Source organism: Burkholderia sp. R-40 (assembly GCF_049942845.1).
In the GTDB taxonomy this organism is placed as follows: domain Bacteria; phylum Pseudomonadota; class Gammaproteobacteria; order Burkholderiales; family Burkholderiaceae; genus Burkholderia; species Burkholderia ambifaria.
In genome coordinates this window covers 675,836-694,234 of sequence record NZ_CP187969.1, presented here as the reverse complement: position 1 = coordinate 694,234, position 18,399 = coordinate 675,836, and the positions used below count along the sequence as shown (strand labels likewise).

The 18,399-nt window shown below is 68.5% G+C and carries 17 protein-coding genes; 3 read left to right on the top strand and 14 right to left on the bottom strand.

Translation table 11 applies throughout. From position 1 onward, the window contains the following. Positions 1–69: 69 nt before the first annotated feature. Complete coding sequence (locus tag ACP26O_RS31905) at positions 70–525, bottom strand: hypothetical protein (protein WP_175666421.1); 456 nt, start codon at positions 523–525, stop codon at positions 70–72. A 412-nt stretch (positions 526–937) separates the two neighbouring features. On the opposite strand from ACP26O_RS31905, the gene ACP26O_RS31900 reads away from it, so the two are divergent. Further along, a complete protein-coding gene (locus ACP26O_RS31900) occupies positions 938–1,072 on the top strand; it encodes a hypothetical protein (RefSeq protein ID WP_006750603.1) in 135 nt (44 codons plus the stop codon). Positions 1,073–1,176: 104 nt separating this feature from the next. Here the strand turns inward: ACP26O_RS31900 and ACP26O_RS31895 are convergent, their stop codons facing one another. The 8 genes from ACP26O_RS31895 to ACP26O_RS31860 all read right to left on the bottom strand — a co-directional run bounded on the left by ACP26O_RS31895 (position 1,177) and on the right by ACP26O_RS31860 (position 9,948). Continuing rightward, positions 1,177–2,364 (bottom strand): YncE family protein, encoded by a 1,188-nt coding sequence (locus ACP26O_RS31895; protein WP_175666324.1) that lies wholly within the window; start codon positions 2,362–2,364, stop codon positions 1,177–1,179. Positions 2,365–2,484: 120 nt separating this feature from the next. Next, a complete protein-coding gene (locus tag ACP26O_RS31890; RefSeq protein ID WP_175666325.1) occupies positions 2,485–3,987 on the bottom strand; it encodes a M81 family metallopeptidase in 1,503 nt (500 codons plus the stop codon). Further along, positions 3,984–5,273 carry a Zn-dependent hydrolase gene (locus tag ACP26O_RS31885; RefSeq protein ID WP_175666326.1) on the bottom strand — a complete coding sequence of 430 codons (1,290 nt, stop codon included), beginning with the start codon at positions 5,271–5,273 and terminating at the stop codon, positions 3,984–3,986. Before ACP26O_RS31885 ends, ACP26O_RS31890 begins: the two co-directional genes overlap by 4 nt. A 34-nt stretch (positions 5,274–5,307) precedes the next feature. Beyond that, the gene (locus tag ACP26O_RS31880) at positions 5,308–6,009 is read right to left on the bottom strand and encodes an ABC transporter ATP-binding protein (protein ID WP_175666327.1); all 702 of its coding nucleotides are present in this window, start codon (positions 6,007–6,009) and stop codon (positions 5,308–5,310) included. Further along, entirely contained in the window at positions 6,006–6,773 is a 768-nt protein-coding gene (locus ACP26O_RS31875) for an ABC transporter ATP-binding protein (RefSeq protein ID WP_085040185.1), read from the bottom strand. The genes ACP26O_RS31880 and ACP26O_RS31875 overlap by 4 nt, the downstream gene beginning before the upstream one ends. Further along, positions 6,770–7,813 carry a branched-chain amino acid ABC transporter permease gene (locus ACP26O_RS31870; protein WP_175666328.1) on the bottom strand — a complete coding sequence of 348 codons (1,044 nt, stop codon included), beginning with the start codon at positions 7,811–7,813 and terminating at the stop codon, positions 6,770–6,772. The genes ACP26O_RS31875 and ACP26O_RS31870 overlap by 4 nt, the downstream gene beginning before the upstream one ends. Beyond that, positions 7,810–8,670, bottom strand: a complete 861-nt coding sequence (locus ACP26O_RS31865; protein WP_126224210.1) for a branched-chain amino acid ABC transporter permease — start codon at positions 8,668–8,670, stop codon at positions 7,810–7,812. Before ACP26O_RS31865 ends, ACP26O_RS31870 begins: the two co-directional genes overlap by 4 nt. A 69-nt stretch (positions 8,671–8,739) precedes the next feature. Further along, positions 8,740–9,948 carry an ABC transporter substrate-binding protein gene (locus ACP26O_RS31860; RefSeq protein ID WP_175666329.1) on the bottom strand — a complete coding sequence of 403 codons (1,209 nt, stop codon included), beginning with the start codon at positions 9,946–9,948 and terminating at the stop codon, positions 8,740–8,742. A gap of 228 nt (positions 9,949–10,176) precedes the next feature. Between ACP26O_RS31860 and ACP26O_RS31855 the strand changes: the two genes are divergently transcribed. Further along, positions 10,177–11,031: a FadR/GntR family transcriptional regulator gene (locus tag ACP26O_RS31855; RefSeq protein ID WP_126224206.1), complete on the top strand. Its 855-nt coding sequence runs from the start codon at positions 10,177–10,179 to the stop codon at positions 11,029–11,031. Positions 11,032–11,236: 205 nt separating this feature from the next. On the opposite strand, the gene ACP26O_RS31850 is transcribed toward ACP26O_RS31855, so the two are convergent. From ACP26O_RS31850 to ACP26O_RS31835, 4 genes are read right to left on the bottom strand one after another with little or no spacing between them, the layout of a single operon-like run. Further along, positions 11,237–12,661 carry an aldehyde dehydrogenase family protein gene (locus ACP26O_RS31850; RefSeq protein ID WP_175666330.1) on the bottom strand — a complete coding sequence of 475 codons (1,425 nt, stop codon included), beginning with the start codon at positions 12,659–12,661 and terminating at the stop codon, positions 11,237–11,239. A 36-nt stretch (positions 12,662–12,697) separates the two neighbouring features. Beyond that, entirely contained in the window at positions 12,698–14,095 is a 1,398-nt protein-coding gene (locus ACP26O_RS31845; protein ID WP_175666331.1) for an aspartate aminotransferase family protein, read from the bottom strand. A gap of 58 nt (positions 14,096–14,153) precedes the next feature. Next, on the bottom strand, positions 14,154–15,545 hold the full coding sequence (locus tag ACP26O_RS31840) for an APC family permease (RefSeq protein ID WP_175666332.1): 1,392 nt from the start codon (positions 15,543–15,545) through the stop codon (positions 14,154–14,156). Continuing rightward, entirely contained in the window at positions 15,542–15,754 is a 213-nt protein-coding gene (locus ACP26O_RS31835) for a hypothetical protein (RefSeq protein WP_175666333.1), read from the bottom strand. The genes ACP26O_RS31840 and ACP26O_RS31835 overlap by 4 nt, the downstream gene beginning before the upstream one ends. A 41-nt stretch (positions 15,755–15,795) precedes the next feature. Between ACP26O_RS31835 and ACP26O_RS31830 the strand changes: the two genes are divergently transcribed. After that, positions 15,796–16,953, top strand: coding sequence for an AraC family transcriptional regulator (locus ACP26O_RS31830; RefSeq protein ID WP_175666334.1), 1,158 nt, complete (start codon positions 15,796–15,798; stop codon positions 16,951–16,953). Between the two features lie 169 nt (positions 16,954–17,122). Here the strand turns inward: ACP26O_RS31830 and ACP26O_RS31825 are convergent, their stop codons facing one another. Then, positions 17,123–18,382: a saccharopine dehydrogenase family protein gene (locus ACP26O_RS31825; protein ID WP_426356411.1), complete on the bottom strand. Its 1,260-nt coding sequence runs from the start codon at positions 18,380–18,382 to the stop codon at positions 17,123–17,125. Positions 18,383–18,399: the final 17 nt, after the last annotated feature.

Here is an 18,399-nt window from a genome sequence, read left to right as displayed (position 1 = left end):
ATTGTAATGCGCGAGGTGACGTGCCGCGACGCGTCGGCGTGCTGTGCTCGGCTGCGCGGCGCCGTGCCGTCAGGCCTGAGTCGATACGAGCCTGCCGGACGTCGAGCCGCCCGACTTCTGGAGGGCCTGCGCGAGCTGCGCGATCGCCGTCGACAGCGCGGCCGAGATCGTGCTCGCTTCCGCGTTCAGCGTCTGCTGCTCGACCGCGGCGGCCGGGTCATCCTTCGCGCGCTGCGCGGCGGCCGCCATTTGCTGCTGCAATTGCGCAAGTTGTTTCTGCAAGCGCTCGATGAGCTGTTTCAGTTGCGCGACCGCGGGATCGTCAGCCGACGATCCCGACGCGCCCAGCGTCTCGCCCGCGTCGCCGGACGGCGCGGCGCCGCTTGCCGACGTCTTCGTTGCGCTGCCTGTAGGCGACGACGCAGCCGCGGTGGCCGTCGCCGCGGCGCCCGTGCCGGACGGGTTGGCGGCCGCGGTGCTGGTGGTAAGCGGTGTCTGCATGGCGGAAGAGAGATCGATCTGCATCGTGTCGGTCCGTAATGAGTGTGTGCGACTCGTGTCGGTTGAACAGGGAAATCCTTGCAACCGGTTTACGGTATTTGTCCGACGAAACTTTAGTCTCGCTTTCTGCGGCGCGCCGGCGCGGCCGCGCAGCCGGCACCGCGCGCCATTGTCATGCGCAGGCTGCGGATTGCTGCGAAGGGGCCAGAATGACCGGCCATCCGCGCTGGTAAAATCGCCGGCTGGCCTGCCGCTGCAGCACACCGGCTGCTTTCGGCAAGCCTTGCGGGCTACGCCCGCACTGGCGCCCGCCCGATCGGGCGCGACACGCGACGCCGTCCGGCGCCGTCGCTGCGCGAGTCCGCGCGCGAAGCGACACGACGACGCGACGGCTTCGGCGTGCATCCCCTTCATCACGCATTTCGAGGAATTCACGATGGCCCGCATCGGCGCCTTCTGCCTGACCACGTGGCTCGCGGCCGCGATTCTCTATTTCGGCCAGCATTCGGTCGCGATGATTGCGCTCAGCGGCGTGGTCGTGTTCGGCGGGTTCGATCTGCTGCGTCCGTAACGGAGCGCCGGTTCATCGCAGGCGCGGCCCCCGCCCCTCGTCGCACGTCAGCCCCATCCGCATCGCCAACGGCGACCCCGCAGCCGGCCCACCCGCGCCACACGTCAGCGAGGCAACGTCCGCAGCGACGACGGCCCGCCCGACAGCGCGATCCGCTTGCCCGTATCGCGCAACTGGCCACCTTCCACCGAATACAGCGCGAGCTGCCGCTCGACGTTGAACTGCACGATCACGTGCCGGCTGTCGGCGGTGAATACGATGCCCTGCGCGGCTTCGCCGCCCGGCACTTCACTCGTCTGCACCGCGCGGCCGTTGCGGATCTCGAACAGCACGACCTTGCCGAGCTTGTGGCGGCCCGGGTTGTCGGCCGTGAGGTTCGAGCCGTCCATCGCCTGCACGGCGATCCACTTGCCGTTCGGCGAGATCGCGACGCCTTCCGGCAACGATGGCACGTTCAGGTACTGGACCGTGCGGAACGGCGTGCGCGACACGTCGATCAGCGCGACCGTATCGGCATCGCCCGCGAGCGTGCCCGTATAGCCCGGCAGCCCCGCGAGCCCGACGTTGCTGACGACAGCCCAGCGGTTGTCGCTCGACACGTCGATCGTGTAAGGCGCGACGCCCGTGCTCAGCCGCGCGCCGCTGTCGGTCACCTTGCCGTCGTCGACGTTCAGCACCGCGACGCCCTGCTCGTCGCGCAGCGACACGAGCGCATGCTTGCCGTCGTGCGTGAAGCTGATCCCGGCGAGCCGCTTCTTGCCGATCTTCAGGTTGCCGTCGAGCGTCACCTGCGTGCCGTCGATCCGCAGGATCGACACGCTGCCGTCGACGTTCGCCACCAGCGCGACGCGACCCGACCGGTCGATCGCGATCCCCTGCGGGTGCGTACCGAGGTCGATGCGCGTGATCGCCGCCGGCGACGCATCGAGATTCACGACCTGCAGGAACGTGTCGTACACGAGTTGCTTCGCGCTCGTGTCGTAACGCGTCGGCGCGCCGACCAGCGCGAGTTTCGCGTCGGGCGTGATCGCGACGGCCTGCGGCGGCCCCTGGATGCCGTTCTCGACGTCGACCTGCAGCGCGACCTTCGGCGGGAACACGCTCGCATCGAGCAGCGTCAGCGTGTCGGCGGGCGGCGATGCGAGAAAGGTGTCGCGGCCTTCGACGCGCTGGTACTTGCCGTCGTTGCCGGACACGATCCAGTCGGCCGCATGCGCGGCGACGGCGGTGGTGGCAAGCGTCAGCGCGGCGAGCAGACGGGCGCGACGAAGGCGAAAAGGATTCGAATGCATGACGGACGGTTCTCCGGATCGGTTGCGGACGCAAGGAATCGCACGACCCTGCTGCTCGACGGGTCGATGCCATCGCATGATGCCCGAAAGCACGCGAAACCGGTGTGTCGCGGCCGCCGGTCAGCGAGTGCGCGGCCCCGCGCCTTCCCACTGACGGACGTCGTCGAGCGGATACACGGGCCGCGCGAGCCGCTCGTAGCGGAACAGCCCGAAGTCCGACCCGGTCACGCCGCGGCTGTCGCACTCGACGAGCGCGGCCGCGATCGGCACGAACACGGGCCGGCAATACATGCGCGACTTCAGCAGCAGGAATCGCGCGCGGCGTGGATCGATGCCGACGCTCTCGAACACGCCGAGATCCCACGGTTCCTGTGTGCGCTCGGTGACGACCAGCGTCGCCACGCCGATATCGAGCACCGCCGCGTGGCCCATGTATGCGCGCTGGCCCGTATAGGTCGGCCCGGTAATCACGTATTCGCCGTCGGTGATGGCGCGCACGATGCCCGTCGCGCGAAACGGTGCGCGCCGCGCGCCGCCATGCGACGGCATCCGGTTGCCGACCGGCACCGTGACGGTCGCGCCCACGCCCGCGTCGATCAGCGCGGCGACGGCTTCGGGGTCGCACAGCGGCCCGCTGACGATCCCGTCGAGCCCCTGCGCGAGCGCGGACTCGAGCAGGTCCATCGTGTCGCACGGGCCGCCCGACATGCAGTTGTCGCCGTGATCGAGCATCAGCACCGGACGGTCCGCGCCGCCCGCCAGCGCCGCGGCCTGCGCGACCGATTCCGCGAGCGGCGCGCTGCGGTACACGAACGCGTCGCGCGCGTCCCAGATCTGCCGGGCGATGCGTTCGGCCACCGCGTCGGCTGCCGCGCGGTCGCCGTCGGCGACCACCACGACGCTGATACACGGCGCGGGAATATCGGCGAGCGCGAAGCCGGGCAGCACCGATACCGCGAGCATTCCGTCGGCCTCGGCCGCGCGCGCGGCCTCCACCGCGCGCCGCATCGCGCCTTCGGCGCTCGCGCTGCGCAGCGTCGACGTCATCAGCGGCGGCTGGCGCCATGCGAGCACGGGCCGCGCGCGGCCGTGCAGCCGTTCGAGCAGCACGCGTGCCGCATGCTCGCCCGTCTCGTACATGTCGACGTGCGGATAGGTCTTGAAACTGACGATCACGTCCGCGTGGTCGATCATCTTCTGCGTGACATTCGCATGCAGGTCGAGCGCCACCGCGATCGGTGCGCCGGGCAGTGCCGCGCGCACACGTTCGAGCAGGTCGCCCTCGCCGTCCGCGCTCTGCTCGGCGACCATCGCGCCGTGCAGGTCGAGCATCACCGCGTCGCAGCCGGGCGTGGCCGCGACGATCGCATCGCAGATCGCCGCATACGCGTCGGCCGTGACCGGGCCGCTCGGGTTCGCGGCGGCCGACACCGGCGTGACGATCTCCGCGCCTTCACGCACGGCCGCATCGATGAACGCGGCCATCGCGGTGCGCATCCCGTGATTCGCGCGATACGCGTCGTCGCCCCAGTCGGGGCCGTTGCGGCCGAACGCGGCGAGCGGCGTCGGTACCGGCGAGAACGTGTTCGTCTCGTGATTCATCCGGGCGATCAGGATTTTCATCGTGCGCGGCCCTCCGCGACCCCAGCGGCGCCCAGCATCGCGTGCAGCAACACGTTGCAGCCTGCCTCCAGATGCGCGGGATCGGCCTCCTCGATCTCGTTGTGACTGATCCCGTCCTTGCACGGCACGAAGATCATCGCGGTCGGTGCGACGCGCGCGAGATACACGGCGTCGTGGCCGGCCCCGCTGATCACGTTCATCGACGACAGCCCGAGCGTGCTCGCGCCCGTGCGAACCTGCTCGACGAGTGCCGTATCGAACGGCTGCGGCGGGAAGTACACGACCTGCTCGACGTCGATCGGCATGCCGGCCGATGTGCCCAGCTCGGTGCACGCCGCGCGCAGTTCGGCATCCATCGCCGCAAGCGTCGCATCGTCGGCCGCGCGCAGGTCGACGGTCAGCGTCACGCGGCCCGGAATCACGTTGCGCGAATTCGGGTGCACGTCGACCCAGCCGACCGTGCCGCGTCCATGCGGCGGATGCGCGCACGCGATGGCGTTCACCTTGCGCACGAGATCGGACGCGACGAGCAGCGCGTCGCGCCGCAGCGCCATCGGCGTCGGGCCGGCGTGCGCCTCCATGCCGTGCACGGTCACGTCATACCAGCGCTGCCCGAGCGCGCCCTCGACCACGCCGATCGTCGTGTCGTGCGCCTCCAGTACCGGGCCCTGCTCGATATGAGCTTCGAAATACGCGCCGACCGGATGAGCGCCCCGCCCATCGCCCGCATCGCCCGCATAGCCGATCGCGGCCAGCGCGTCGCGCACCGACACGCCGTCGCGGTCGCACTGTGCGAGCGCATGGTCGAGCGTGAACGCGCCCGCGAACACGCCGGAGCCCATCATCACGGGCACGAAGCGCGAGCCTTCCTCGTTGGTCCAGACCGCGACCTCGAGCGGCGCCCGCGTGCGCACGCCCGCGTCGTCGAGCGTGCGCAGCACTTCGAGGCCCGCGAGCACGCCGTAGTTGCCGTCGAACTTGCCGCCGGTCGGCTGCGTGTCGATATGGCTGCCCGTCGTCACGGGCGGCAGGTCGTCGCGTTCGCCCGCGCGCCGCGCGAAGATGTTGCCGATCGCGTCGACCCGTACCGTGCAGCCGGTTTCCTTCGCCCATGCGGTGAACAGGTCGCGCGCCTCGCGATCGAGTTCGGTGAGCGCGAGGCGGCACACGCCCCCTTTGTCGGTCGCGCCGATCCGCGCGAGACGCATCAGGCTGTCCCACAGCCGCGCGCCGTCGACGCGCAAGCCGGACGCCGCGACGCCCGGTGTCGAATCCTGAACTTGCATCGATGGAATTCCTCGCAATGAAAGGGCGCGGCGCTTACGCGACGCCGACGCCCAGGTAACGGTCCTTCACCTCGTGATCGGCCGCGAACGCCGCGTTGCTGCCTTCGTAGACGATCACGCCCTGTTCGATCACGAAGTGGCGATCCGCGAGCTGCGTGCACACTTCGAGGTTCTGTTCGACGAGCAGGATCGCGACGCCGGCTGCCTTGATCTGCTTCAGCTGCGCGACGATCTCCTCGACGATCACCGGCGCGAGCCCCTCCACCGGCTCGTCGAGCATCAGCAGCCGCGGGTGGTTCATCAGCGCGCGGCCGATCGCGAGCATCTGCTGCTCGCCGCCCGACAACTGCGCGCCGCCGTTGCGGCGGCGCTCCTTCAGGCGCGGGAAGATCCGGTAGATGTCGTCGAGCTGCCACGGCGAATCGCGGCGCGCGCCGAGCCGCAGGTTCTCCTCGACCGACAGCAGCCGGAAAATCCCGCGATGCTCGGGCACGAAGCACAAGCCGCGCGCGGCGATCCGGTGCGCGGGCTGCCCGGACACCGGCCGGCCCGCGAACGTCACCGTGCCGCCGGTCGGCGCGACGACTCCGGCGATCGTCTTGAGCGTCGTCGACTTGCCCGCGCCGTTGCGGCCGAGCAGCGTCACCGTCTCGCCTTCGTTCACGTTCAGCGAAAGGCCCTGCAGGATGTGGCTCTTGCCGTAGCAGGCATGGACTTCCTTCACGTCGAGCATCATGCGCGGCCTCCCGTGATCATGTTGCCGAGATACGCGCTGCGCACGCGCTCGTCGCCGCGAATCGCATCCGGCTTGCCTTCGACCAGCACGCGGCCCTGCTGCATCACCGTAATCGTGTCCGAGATGTCCATCACGATGCCCATGTTGTGTTCGATCAGCACGACCGTGTAGTCGTCGCGCAGGCCACGGATCAGCGCCTTCATGTCGTCGAGATCGTCGATCCCCATGCCCGACGTCGGCTCGTCGAGAAAGATCGCGCGCGGCCGCGCCGCCAGCGCCATCCCGACCTCGAGCCGGCGCTGCTGGCCGTGCGACAGCACGCCGGCCGCCGTATCGGCGAAGCGCTGCAGGCCGAGCCGCTCGAGCACGTCGTCGACGATGCCGTCGTGCGCGAGCGCACCGCGCGGCGGCGCCCACGGATTCAGCGCACGCCGCGATTCGACGCCCTGCGCGGCGACGCGCAGGTTCTCGCGCACGCTCAGGTTCGGAAACAGGCTCGTCACCTGGAACGAGCGCGCGATGCCGCGCCGCACGCGCTTGTGGTCGGGTTCGCGCGACACGTCGTGACCGTCGAACAGGATCGAGCCCGCCGTGATCGGCAACGTGCCCGTCAGCGTATGGAACAGCGTCGTCTTGCCCGCACCGTTCGGCCCGATCACCGAATGCACGGTGCGCGGCATGATCCGCAGATCGACACCGCCCAGCGCCGTGAACTTGCCGTAGCGCTTGACGATGCCGCGCGCCTCGAGAATCGCTTCGCTCATTGCCGCTCCCCGGTCGTCGCTGCCGTGCGTCCGCCGCGCCGCAGCGACGCCGCGACACGTTCACCCAATCCCCACAACCCGCGCTGCATGAACAGGCTGACCGCGATCAGCACGAGGCCGAGCAGCAGCAGCCAGCGCGGCCACAGCGTCGACAGCCAGTCCGCGAACAGCACGTAGAACGCCGCGCCGAGCACCGACGCGAACAGGTTGCCCGTGCCGCCGATCACCGTCATCACGAGGATCATCTCGCTCGTGTGGTAGTCGATGTTCGACAACGGCGCGATGCCCGTCATCAACGCGTGCAGCGCACCGGCGAGGCCCGTGACGGCCCCCGAGATCACGAACGCCGCGAGCTTGAAGCGCTTCACGTCGTAGCCGGCCGCGGCCGCGCGCGCCTCGTTGTCGCGGATCGCGAGCAGCGTGCGGCCGAACACCGAGCGCGACACGCGCAACAGCAGCCAGAACACCACGACGAACAGCACCGCGACGAAGCCGTAGTAGCGCCACGGCGAATCGAGCGGAACGAGCGGATGCCCGAATGCGGACAGCACGGGGCGCGGGATGTCGAGCAGCCCGTTGTCGCCGCCCGTGAGGCCCGGCGTCGTGTAGGCGAGAAAGTAGAACAGCTGTCCGAACGCGAGCGTCAGCATCACGAAGTAAGTGCCGCGCTGCCGGATCGAGAACCAGCCGACGAGCGCGGCCGCGACGGCACCGAGCACGGTGGCGGCGACCAGCGCGGCGGTCACCGACGCGACGCCGTGCGTCAGCACCAGCCCCGCCGCGTAGCTGCCGAGCCCGAAGAAGATGCCCTGCCCGAACGACAGCAGCCCCGTGTAGCCGAGCAGCAGGTTGCAGCCGAGCGCGGCGAGCGCGAACACCAGCACTTCGGTCGCGAGCGAGCCCGAGGTCAGTGCGACCGGCAGCACGCACACGACGGCCACCGCGAGCCAGCCTTCCGGCCGCTGCAGCGCGCCGCGCCACGGCTGCGGGCGTGACGTGGCCGCCGTCCCGGGCGGCAGCGGTTTCGACGATTCGATCATGCGGCCCTCCCCAGCAACCCGTTCGGACGCAGCAGCAGCACGGCCGCCATTGCGACATAGATCATCAGCCGCGCACCTTCCGGCCACAGCGTGCTCATCAGGCTCTGCACGATGCCGACCAGCAGCCCGCCGACGAGCGCCCCGAGAAAATTCCCCATCCCGCCGACGACGACCACGACGAACGCGATGCCGAGCGCCTCGATGCCCATGAACGGGTCGACGCCGCGGATCGGCGCGGCGAGCACGCCTGCGAGTGCCGCCGTCGCCGCGCCGAGCGCGAACACGAGGCTGAACACGCGCGTCACGTTGATGCCGAGCAGCGACACCATCTCCGACGATTCGCTGCCCGCGCGCACCGTGCTGCCGAGCCGCGTGCCTTCGAGCACCCACCACAGCAACGCGGCGAGCACGGCCGTGAACGCGATCACGAACAGCCGGTATTTCGGGTAGACGAAGCCGCCCCAGATCACGACGCCGTTCAGCGCGTCGGGCGGCGGCACGTTGTCGCCGAGCGGGCCCCAGGCGAGGATCGCGCATTCCTGCAGCACGAGCGCGAGCCCGACCGTCGCCAGGATGTGGAATTCGTGCTGCTGCGCGTACACGTGACGCAGCACGAGCTTTTCGACGCCCCACGCGAACGCGCCGACGACGAGCGGCACGACCGCGAGCGCGACCCAGAAATTCGCCGACCATTGCAGCGCCTGGTAGCAGAGATAGGCGCCGAGCAGGTAGAACGCGCCGTGAGCGAAATTCACGAAGCGCAGCAGGCCGAACACGATCGACAGGCCGACGGCGAGCAGGAAATACAGCATGCCCACGCCGATGCCGTTAACGATCTGCAGCAGATAGACGTTCATGGCTTCCGTGTCAGAAAGGAAGGTAACGGACGCCCGCGGCGCACGACGGCCGCGGGCGCATGCACTGCGTCACGCGAGCTTGCAGTTCGTCTTGTCGATCGGCAGGAACGACTGGCCCGAGCTGACGATGTCGGCGTAGTCGTCCGCGTTCTTCATCCGGCTCTTCGGCTTGCCCTTCAGCAGGTAGTAGTTCTTCAGCACCTGGTGGTCGCCCTTGCGGATTTCCTCCGGGCCCGTGAGGCCGTCGTACTTCATGCCCTCCATCGCCGCGACGACCTTCTTCGGATCGGCGCTGCCGGCCTTCACCATCGCGTCGACCAGGATCTTCGAGCAGATGTACGAACCCGCGAGGCTGTAGTTCGGGTTCGCCTTGAACGTGGCGTTCGCGCGCTTCACGAGGTCGCGGTTCAGCGGCGAATCGATGTCGTGCCAGTACTGCGCGCCGAAATACACGCCGTCGCAGATGTCGGGCCCGAGCGCCTCGAACTGCTCGAGGCCGGACGCCCACGCGAGCAGGATCGTGCAGTTGCGCTTCATCCCGAAGCTGACGGCCTGACGCAGCGTGTCCGACGATTGCGAGCCGAAATTCAGGATCAGGAGCACGTCCGGCTGCGCGGCCGCCGCGTTCGTCAGGTAGCCGCTGAACTCCTTCTCGGCGAGCGAGTGGTAGCTGTTGCCGACATGCTCGATGCCCTTCTCCTTGAAGATCGCCTTCGCAGCCGACAGCAGGCCGTCGCCGAACACGTATTGCGGCGTGATCGTGTACCAGCGCTTCGCCTTCGGCAGCATCTGGGTCAACGGGCGCACCGTCTGCTCGATCGCGCCGAAGGTCGGCACCGACCAGCGGAACGTCGCGGCATTGCAATCCTTGCCGGTGATCTCGTCCGCGCCGGCCGTCGTGATGAACACGCCGCCCGCCTTCTGGACTTCCTTGCCCATCGCCAGCGATTCGGACGACAGGATGCCGCCCGCGAAGAAACGCACGCCCTTCTGCTGCGCGATCTCCTGCACGCGCCGCACGGCGGTCGCGGGCTTGCCCTCGGTGTCGAGCGCCGTGTAGGCGAGCGGCGCGCCGAGCACCTTGCCGTACTGCTGGACGACGAGCTTCATGCCGAGATCGGCGTACTTGCCGTTGGCGGCGAACGGCCCCGACATCGGCACCGGACACGCCAGCTGGATGGATGAACCCTGCGCGAACGCGGCACGGGACGACATGCTGCCGAGCGCACCCGGCACGGCCGACAGCGCGGCCAGTTTCAACAGTTCTCGGCGATTCAAGTTGACGCTCCTGATAAAGGGGGACACACGCGATGCGACCGACTGCCAAACCGTGCCCACGCCCTGCAGGATGCGCGCCGCCGGTTGATCCTATTTATCATGATAAATAGAATGAACCTGATGCTAAAGTTGATCAAAATTGGTGTCAATCAGGCAAAATTCCGTACCCGCGCCGGAACGGATCGTCGACGATGACGCGGCGCGCAGTCAGACAAAGGAGTCGTGAAGATGGTCATGGACCGAGCCAGGGCGGGCCTCGCGGTCGAAATCAAGCAGCCGAAGCGGGCCGACCTCGTCGCCGAGGAGATCAAGCGGCTGATCACCGAGAAGGACCTGAAGCCGGGCGACCGCCTGCCGCGCGAAGCCGAGCTGCAGCAGCTCTACGCCGTGAGCAAGAGCACGATCCGCGAGGCGTTGAAGTCGCTCGAGGTGCAGGGGCTCATCAAGGTCACGACCGGGCCGTCGGGCGGCGGGATGGTCGTCGAGGTGCCGCTCGACCGCACGCTGCAGCTCCTGCAGAACTACTTGTTCTTCAAGGACGTGACGATCGACGACATCTACACCGTGCGCAAGCTGCTCGAACCCGAGCTGGCGGCCGGTGCCGTGCCGCACCTGACCGAGCGCGACTTCGCGGCGCTGGAGGCGAACATCGCGTGCTGCGACGGCGCGTCGGGCGTGCACGACCGCGGCCATATGCTGCGCCAGCGGCAGGAGGACACGACGTTCCACGACATCCTCGCGGCCGCGAACCCGAACCCATTCCTGCGCTTCAGCTGCGAGCTGATCAACGAGATGATCCGGCAGCTGATCGAGTTCCGGAACGATACGCCGCTCGTGGAGCACAAGCGCTTCGGCGAAGCGAACGTGTCGATCCACAAGGCGATCCTGCAGGCCGCGCGCGAGCGGGATGCCGAACGCGTCCGGGCGCTGATGGTCGAGCACATGACCGAGGCACCCAAGCATGTGAAGCGGATGAAGGGCAAGCTGCGCGGGCGGTTGATCCTCGATTCCGAGATCCGCAGGCGGGCCGCCGCGGCCGTTGCGGGACCCGATGCGGGCGCACCGGATCCCGACGACGACTGATTGCCCGCGGGCGCGGCGTCGGCTCGACGCCGCGTGCTGCGCCGCGCACGGGATCGTCAGCCGCGTCGCGGATGCCGAGGCGGCTCCGGGTCGTTACGGTTGTCATGGCCGTGACGGCCGGACGCCGCGAGCGGCGTCGACACCGGCGAGTACGCATCCGTGCCTCGCTTTCCCCGGGCGGCCGGGATCGTCATCTCCCGCACGCTCACGCGTACCCCGTCGTCCCCTTCGTCTCCAGGTATTCGACGAGCCCGAACTCCGCATACTCGCGGCCGTTGCCCGAGCGCTTGTAGCCGCCGAACGGCGCGGCCGGGTTCCACGGCGGGTAGTTGATGTGGACATTGCCGACCCGCAGCCGCGCCGCCACCCTGCGTGCGCGATCGAGATCCTTCGACTGCACATAGGCCGCGAGCCCGTAGACCGAATCGTTCGCGAGCGCGACGGCCTCGTCCTCGGTGCGGTAGGTCATGATCGCGAGCACCGGCCCGAAGATCTCCTCGCGCGCGATCGTCATGTCCGGCGTGACGTTCGAGAACACCGTCGGCCGCACGTAGAAGCCGTCAGCGAGCCCCTCTGGCCGCCCGGGGCCGCCGGCGACGAGCGTCGCGCCTTCTTCGATCCCAAGCCGGATGAAGTGCTGGATGCGGTCGAACTGCGTGCGGCTGACCACCGGCCCGATGTCCGTTTCCGGCGACCGCGGATCGCCGACAACCGTGCGCGCCGCCTCGGCACGCGCCGCCGCCTCGGCCGCGGCCAGCTGGTCGACATGCACGAACATCCGCGTCGGCGCATTGCACGACTGGCCGCTGTTGCTGAAACAGCTGCACACGCCGCGCGCGACCGCATCGTCGATGTCGGCGTCGGGCAGGATCAGATTCGGGCTCTTGCTGCCGAGCTCCTGGTGCACGCGCTTCACCGTGTCGGCGGCCGCCTTCGCGACCTCGACGCCCGCACGCGTCGACCCGGTGAACGACACCATGTCGACATCCGGATGCCGCGACAGCGCGTCGCCCACTTCATGCCCGTAACCGTGCACGAGATTGAACACGCCCGGCGGCACGCCGGCTTCGTGCAGGATCTCCGCGAACAGGACCGCGCTGAACGGCGCGATCTCGCTCGGCTTGAGCACCATCGTGCAGCCGGCCGCGAGCGCCGGCGCGACCTTGCAGACGATCTGGTTGATCGGCCAGTTCCACGGCGTGATCAGCGCGCACACGCCGATCGGCTCGTGCGACACGAGCAGCGAATCGGTCTGCGTGCTGAACCGGAACGCCTGCAGCGCACGGATCGTCTGTTCGAGATGCGCGGTGCCGACCGCGGCCTGCATCGCGCGTGCGAACGCGATCGGCGCACCCATCTCCTGGCTGATCGTGTGCGCGACTTCGTCGTAGCGGCGCTGGTAGATCTCGAGCACGCGCCGCAGCAGCGCGACACGCTCGTCGACCGTCCAGCGCGAGTACGTATCGAAGGCCTGCTTCGCCGCGCTGACCGCCCGGTCGACGTCGGCCGGCCCGCCGATCGCGAGACGCGCATATGGTCTGGCGGTCGCCGGATCGATCACGTCGATCGCGCGCGCGTCGGCCGGGTCGACCCACTGCCCGGCGATATAGCTCTGTTGCGAGGTTCGCATCGAATGCTCCTGGGATAACGAATGCCCGTGCCGTGCTCAGCGCGTCGCACGCGCGTAGGTATCGACGAGGATGTCGCGGATCTGCGCGACGAACCACACGATCTCGTCGCGCGACATCACGAGCGGCGGCGAGAACTGCACGATCGGCGTGCCTTCGTGATCGACGCCCGCGCGGCACAGCAGCCCCGCTTCGAAGATCGCGGGCGCGAGCAGCGTCGACACGAAGGCCTGCGCGCCGATGCCGGCCGCCCAGCGGCGCGCGGCCTTGTCGGTCACGAGTTCGAGCGAGTAGTGGTAGCCGTCGCCGCGCACGTCGCCGACGCACGGCAGCTCGAGCAGCCCCTCGAGCCTCTGGCGCAACACCGCCTGGTTGTCGCGGACGTTCGCGAGCACGCCTTCGCGCTCCATGATCGCCAGGTTCGCGAGCGCGGCCGTGCAGGCGACCGGATGACCGCCGTAGGTCGCACCGTGCAGGAACATCTGCTGCGGGCCCGCGAGCACCGTATCGACCACCGTGTCGCTCGCGATCACGCCGCCGAGCGGCACGTAGCCCGACGCGATGCCTTTCGCGAACGTGATGATGTCCGGCTTCAGCCCGTAACGCGTCGACCCGAACCATTCGCCGAGACGCCCGAAGCCGCAGATCACCTCGTCCGCGACGAGCAGCACGCCGTGCCGGTCGCACAGCGCGCGCAACCCTTGCGCATAACCGGCCGGCGGCGTCAGGCTGCCGCCCGCGTTCTGCAGCGGCTCGACGACGATCGCGGCGACGGTGTCCGGCCCTTCCTGCACGATCAGCGATTCGATCTCGTCGAGCAGGTGGCGCGTGAACTGCGCTTCCGTCTCGCCCTCCGGTCGCCCGTAGCGCTTCGTGTTGCTCACGTGCCGCACGCCCGCCATCAGCGGCTCGAAATGCTTGCGGAAGTTTGTCATCCCGTTCAGCGCGAGTGCGCCGAACGACGTGCCGTGATACGCGACGCGCCGCGCGATGAACTTGCGCCGCTGCGGCTCGCCGCGCGCCTGGTGATACTGGCGCACCAGTTTGATCGCCGACTCGTTCGACTCCGAGCCGCTCGACGTGAAGAACACGCGATTCAGGCCGTCCGGCGCGAGCGCCGCGAGCTTGTGCGCGAGACGGATTGCCGGTTCGTGGCCGTAGCCCCAGTTGGTCGCGAACGGCAGCCGCACCATCTGCTCGCGGATCGCGTCGCCGATCTCCGCGCCGTGGCTGTAGCCGACCTGCACGCAGTACAGCCCGGCCAGCGCGTCGAAGTAACGCTTGCCGCTGCGATCGACGAGCCAGCAGCCTTCGCCGCGGTCGAACACCGTCAGCGCCTGCTCGCGATAGGCATCGGCGTGTGTGAAGTGCATCAGCAGGTGGCGCTTGCCGAGCGCTTGCAGGTCCGCATCGAGATTGACGTCAACACCGTTCATGGGTCACTCCTCCTTTTTGCGTTGCGACACCGGCGACCGCACGCCGCCGGCTGGTCATTCAGTTCATCGACAGCGTCGGCGCCGGACGCGTGAAACCGCGCGTGAGCCACAGCAGCTGGCAAAGCCCGAGCGCGAGCCAGCCGAGGCCGACGTAGAAGGTCTGGCGCGACAGGCCCGACCACAGCCATACGTTCATCGCGAAGCCGAGCGCGGGCACCACGCCGAACTTGATCCAGCACGCGAAGCGGCGGTGTTCCGGGCGACCGAGGTAGCTGCGCATCACGCACAGGTTCACGACCGCGAACGCGACGAGCGCGCCGAAGCTGATCATCGTCGACGCGAGATCGAGCGTGATGAACAGCGCGGACAACGACACGGCGCCGACCGCGAGCGTCGCGCGCACCGGCGTGCACAGCCGCGCATGCAGGTGGCCGAACACACGCTCGGGCAGCACCCGGTCGCGGCCCATCGCGAACAGCACGCGCGTCACGCTCGCCTGGCCGGCCATCGCGCTCGCGAAACAGCCGGCCACGTACACCGCGACGAAGAACGCCGACAGCGTGCCGCCGCCGATGCGTCGCATCAGTTCGAGGCTCGCCGAATCGAGATCCCTGAATGCATGCCAGTCCGGAAACACCACCTGCCCCGCATACGCAATCAGCATGAACAGCAGGCCGCTCGCGAGCGTGCAGAGCAGGATCGCGCGCGGCACCGTACGGCGCGGCTCGTGCGTTTCCTCCGACAGCGTCGACACCGCGTCGAAGCCAAGGAACGACAGGCACAGGATCGCGGACCCGGCGAGGATCGCGCGCGCGTCGCCCGACGATGGCAGCGCGAGCGTCGTCGTCAGCCCCTCGCCGGCCGCGACGTGCGCGGCCGCCGCGACGAACACCGCGATGAACACGAGCTGGCTCGCGATCAGGATCAAGTTCACGCGATTGACGAGCCGGATGCCGACGATGTTCAGCCCGGTAATCAGCGCGATGCTGCCGACGATCCACACGCTGGCCGGCACCGCCGGAAAGAGCTGCTTCATGTAGATTCCGATCGCGAGGTAGCTGATCATCGGGATGAACAGGTAGTCCATCAGCAGCGCCCAGCCGACCATGAAGCCGGCCGACGTGCCGAAGTTGCGGCTCGCGAACGTATAAGCGGAACCGGCGCTCGGCATCAGCCGCGCCATGTGGCCGTAGCTGTGCGCGGTCAGCAGCATCGCGACCAGCGTGACCGCATACGCGATCGTCAGATGGCCGTTGGTCTCGCGCGTGACGATCCCGTAAGTCGTGAACACCGTCATCGGCAGCATGTACGCGAGACCGAAGATCACCAGCGTGAACAACCCGAGCGAATGCGCGCTGCGTGGTCCCGCCTGGGCGTGCCCGCTCGCATGCGTTTGCACATCGTCTGTCGCGGCGCTGGGCGCGCGCTGCTCCGGCCTCGTGTCTTTCATGCTGTCCTCGCGTGGATGTCGTCCATGACGTCAACACTCGTGTCGTCGGCAATGCGGGCATCGCAGGCATTGCGCGATTCGGAAACGAGTGTGGTGCGCCAAAAAATCGACGACGAATGAGAAAAGCGGACGTAATCGGGGGATATTTGCGGACGTGCGACCGGCGGCGTGTCGGGAGCGGGGAAGGCCCGCTGGCGTTTCGCGGGCATTCCCGCTATGTTCTATGCGAACCCGTCGTCGCCCTCGCACCATGGACAGCAAGTCCCATCGACCTCAAAGCCGCGCCGAACGCAGCCTGCGTTCGGCGCTCGGCCTCGCGCGTCCCGCCGGCCGCCAGGAGGACATTCCCGCCACCGTGCACGCGATCGCGGCCGCGCTCGACGAGTGCCGCGTCCGACATATCGATGGCGCGGTGCTGCTCGAAGGAACCGGCCTCGGCGCGGCCGAAGTCGCGTCGCCGAGCCTGCACGTGAATCGCGGCCAGGAGCAGCGCTGCTTCCGCAATCTGCTGCGCTGCACCGGCTTGCCGTCGATCGGCCTGTCGATCGGCGCGCGGCTCCATGTGTCGACGCTCGGCCTCGCCGGCTACGCGATGCTGATCAGCGGCTCCGTGATGCAGGCGTTCCGGTGCATGAGCCAGTTTCCATTGTTCATGGGCTTGTATTTCGACGTGCGCGTGCACGCGCATGCGCAAGGCATGAGCGTGACGATCGATCGGTACAACGGCGAACCCGACATCGAGGTGTTCCAGACCGACATGTGCCTGTCGAGCCTGCGGCTGATCGTGTCCGATCTGGTCGGCAAGCCGGTGTGGCCCGCCCGGTTGCATCTCGCGCGCCGCGCGCCGCGCAACGGTGCGGACTACGCGCATCACTTCGGCTGCCCGGTGGCGTTCAATGCCGGCGAGAACCGGCTCGTGTTCACGAGCGTGAACGGCACCGAGGTCCCGCGGCTCGCGAACGAAGTCAGCTTCAATGCGCTGCACGGTCAATGCGAAGCGCTCGAGCGACAGTGGGCGGCGTCGATCGGCACGCGCTTCGCCGACCGCGCGAAGGAATTGATGGCGCGCGACCTCATGCGCTTCAAGTCGATGACGTCGCTCGCGAACGCGCTGCATCTGACCGAGCGCACGTTGCGCCGCCGGCTCGAGAAGGACGGCATCACGTTTCAGTCGCTACTGGACGACGTGCGTCGTCAGGAGGCGGTGCGGCTGCTCGACGAGCCGACGCTGAGCGTGGCCGCGATCGCGGAGCGGCTCGGCTACAGCGAACCGCGCAGCTTCCGCCATGCGTATCGACGCTGGACCGGCAAGACGCCGCGCGCGGGGGCGGGTTCGGACGGCGACGCGTGCAGCGGCGTGGCGGCGCACACATCCGATTCCAGCGGGCGTAGATGCCGCGCGGGATGAAGATCGCTGCGCGGCGGGTCGAACCAGTCGGGCGGCATCATCGTGCGGTGCTGCTGCGGATGGTCGTCACAGCTCATGCGTTCGGAAATGCGCGGCTGATCCATCCGGACGCCGATGCATTCTGCACAGCGCGCACGAACGATCGCACTGCACACGCCGCGCGCTCCGCTCACGCATCCGGCAGCAGTGCGAAACGCAAGCCGGCATGCCGCTCGAGGCGTTCAATGAAGCGCTCATCGAACATCGTCGCGGGCGTCCAGAAACCTCCGCCGCGCCCGGTCTTCGCACCGTCGCGGCTGCAATCCAGCGCAAGGCTGAGCGCCGCATGCCCGAGCATCTTGCCCGTCGAGCCGTATCCGGGATCGCGATCGCCGGTGACTTTCACGCGCAGCGTCCGCCCGTCGTCGGCGCGCCCGAAGAAGCGCAGATCGTAGCGGCCGGCCAGCTGCGCGGCGACGCTCGGCCCCTCGCCGGGCTTCGGCAGCAGGAAGCGCTCCATCAGGCCGCGCACTGGCGGGATGAGCACGCCCGCCATGAACGCGCCGAGGCCGGCCACCATCGTTAGCGCGGCGAGACGGCCCTTCAGGCCCGTGCCCGTGATGACCGCCTCGTCATAGGCGAATCGGGTTCCGTATGCGTCGCCGGCGAGCGCGTTCGAGCGATGCACGACGCGCTCGTTGATGGCCGCCATCACGAACGGCGCGATCCACGTGCCGCTGTCGCGATCGAATTCCGCCGAGCGGACCGCGTGCTGCCGCACCGTGAAGCGATGATCCGCTGGGCACAGCGCATACGGATCGAGCAGTTCGCGGCGCAACGCGGGATCGGCCGCGGCTTCGCGCACGACGTTGATCACGCTCGCGACCGTTCCGCCCGACGCGCCGCCCTTCAGCGTCTTCACGCGCATCTTCACGTGCGTGGCCGGCACGCCCCACTGCCGCCGTGCGTGCTGCTGCAGGAACAGCACGCCGATATCCGACGGCACCGAATCGAAACCGCAGCAATGCACGATGCGCGCGCCCGATTGCCGGGCTGTCGGCTCGTACCGTTCGATCATCCGCTTGATCCACTGTGTCTCGCCGGTGAGATCGCAGTAGTCCGTACCGGTTTGCGCGCATATCCGGACCAGCGGTTCGCCATACAGCGCGTACGGACCGACGGTCGACACGACGACGCGCGTGCGCGCGCACAACGCCTGCAATTGCATGTCGTCGGCCGCATCGGCGACGATGATCGGCAGCGTCTGCCATGCGGCGCCGAGTGCCTCCCTGACGTGCCGGAGCTTCGCGTCGGAGCGGCCGGCAATCGCCCAGCGCAGCGTTTCGCCGCTGCCCGACAGGTATTCGGACAGGTAGCGCGTCAGGATCTGCCCGACGAAGCTGGTGGCACCGAATACGACGAGATCGAGATCATGGGTCAGCTGGGTCATCGATGCTTCCTCTGAAA

Coding starts and splice junctions, on each gene's coding strand:
- ACP26O_RS31905 (WP_175666421.1), bottom strand. CDS start 525: ATGCAGATCGATCTCTCTTCCGCCATGCAGACACCGCTTACCACCAGC.
- ACP26O_RS31900 (WP_006750603.1), top strand. CDS start 938: ATGGCCCGCATCGGCGCCTTCTGCCTGACCACGTGGCTCGCGGCCGCG.
- ACP26O_RS31895 (WP_175666324.1), bottom strand. CDS start 2,364: ATGCATTCGAATCCTTTTCGCCTTCGTCGCGCCCGTCTGCTCGCCGCG.
- ACP26O_RS31890 (WP_175666325.1), bottom strand. CDS start 3,987: ATGAAAATCCTGATCGCCCGGATGAATCACGAGACGAACACGTTCTCG.
- ACP26O_RS31885 (WP_175666326.1), bottom strand. CDS start 5,273: ATGCAAGTTCAGGATTCGACACCGGGCGTCGCGGCGTCCGGCTTGCGC.
- ACP26O_RS31880 (WP_175666327.1), bottom strand. CDS start 6,009: ATGATGCTCGACGTGAAGGAAGTCCATGCCTGCTACGGCAAGAGCCAC.
- ACP26O_RS31875 (WP_085040185.1), bottom strand. CDS start 6,773: ATGAGCGAAGCGATTCTCGAGGCGCGCGGCATCGTCAAGCGCTACGGC.
- ACP26O_RS31870 (WP_175666328.1), bottom strand. CDS start 7,813: ATGATCGAATCGTCGAAACCGCTGCCGCCCGGGACGGCGGCCACGTCA.
- ACP26O_RS31865 (WP_126224210.1), bottom strand. CDS start 8,670: ATGAACGTCTATCTGCTGCAGATCGTTAACGGCATCGGCGTGGGCATG.
- ACP26O_RS31855 (WP_126224206.1), top strand. CDS start 10,177: ATGGTCATGGACCGAGCCAGGGCGGGCCTCGCGGTCGAAATCAAGCAG.
- ACP26O_RS31850 (WP_175666330.1), bottom strand. CDS start 12,661: ATGCGAACCTCGCAACAGAGCTATATCGCCGGGCAGTGGGTCGACCCG.
- ACP26O_RS31845 (WP_175666331.1), bottom strand. CDS start 14,095: ATGAACGGTGTTGACGTCAATCTCGATGCGGACCTGCAAGCGCTCGGC.
- ACP26O_RS31840 (WP_175666332.1), bottom strand. CDS start 15,545: ATGAAAGACACGAGGCCGGAGCAGCGCGCGCCCAGCGCCGCGACAGAC.
- ACP26O_RS31835 (WP_175666333.1), bottom strand. CDS start 15,754: ATGCCCGCGAAACGCCAGCGGGCCTTCCCCGCTCCCGACACGCCGCCG.
- ACP26O_RS31830 (WP_175666334.1), top strand. CDS start 15,796: ATGGACAGCAAGTCCCATCGACCTCAAAGCCGCGCCGAACGCAGCCTG.
- ACP26O_RS31825 (WP_426356411.1), bottom strand. CDS start 18,382: ATGACCCAGCTGACCCATGATCTCGATCTCGTCGTATTCGGTGCCACC.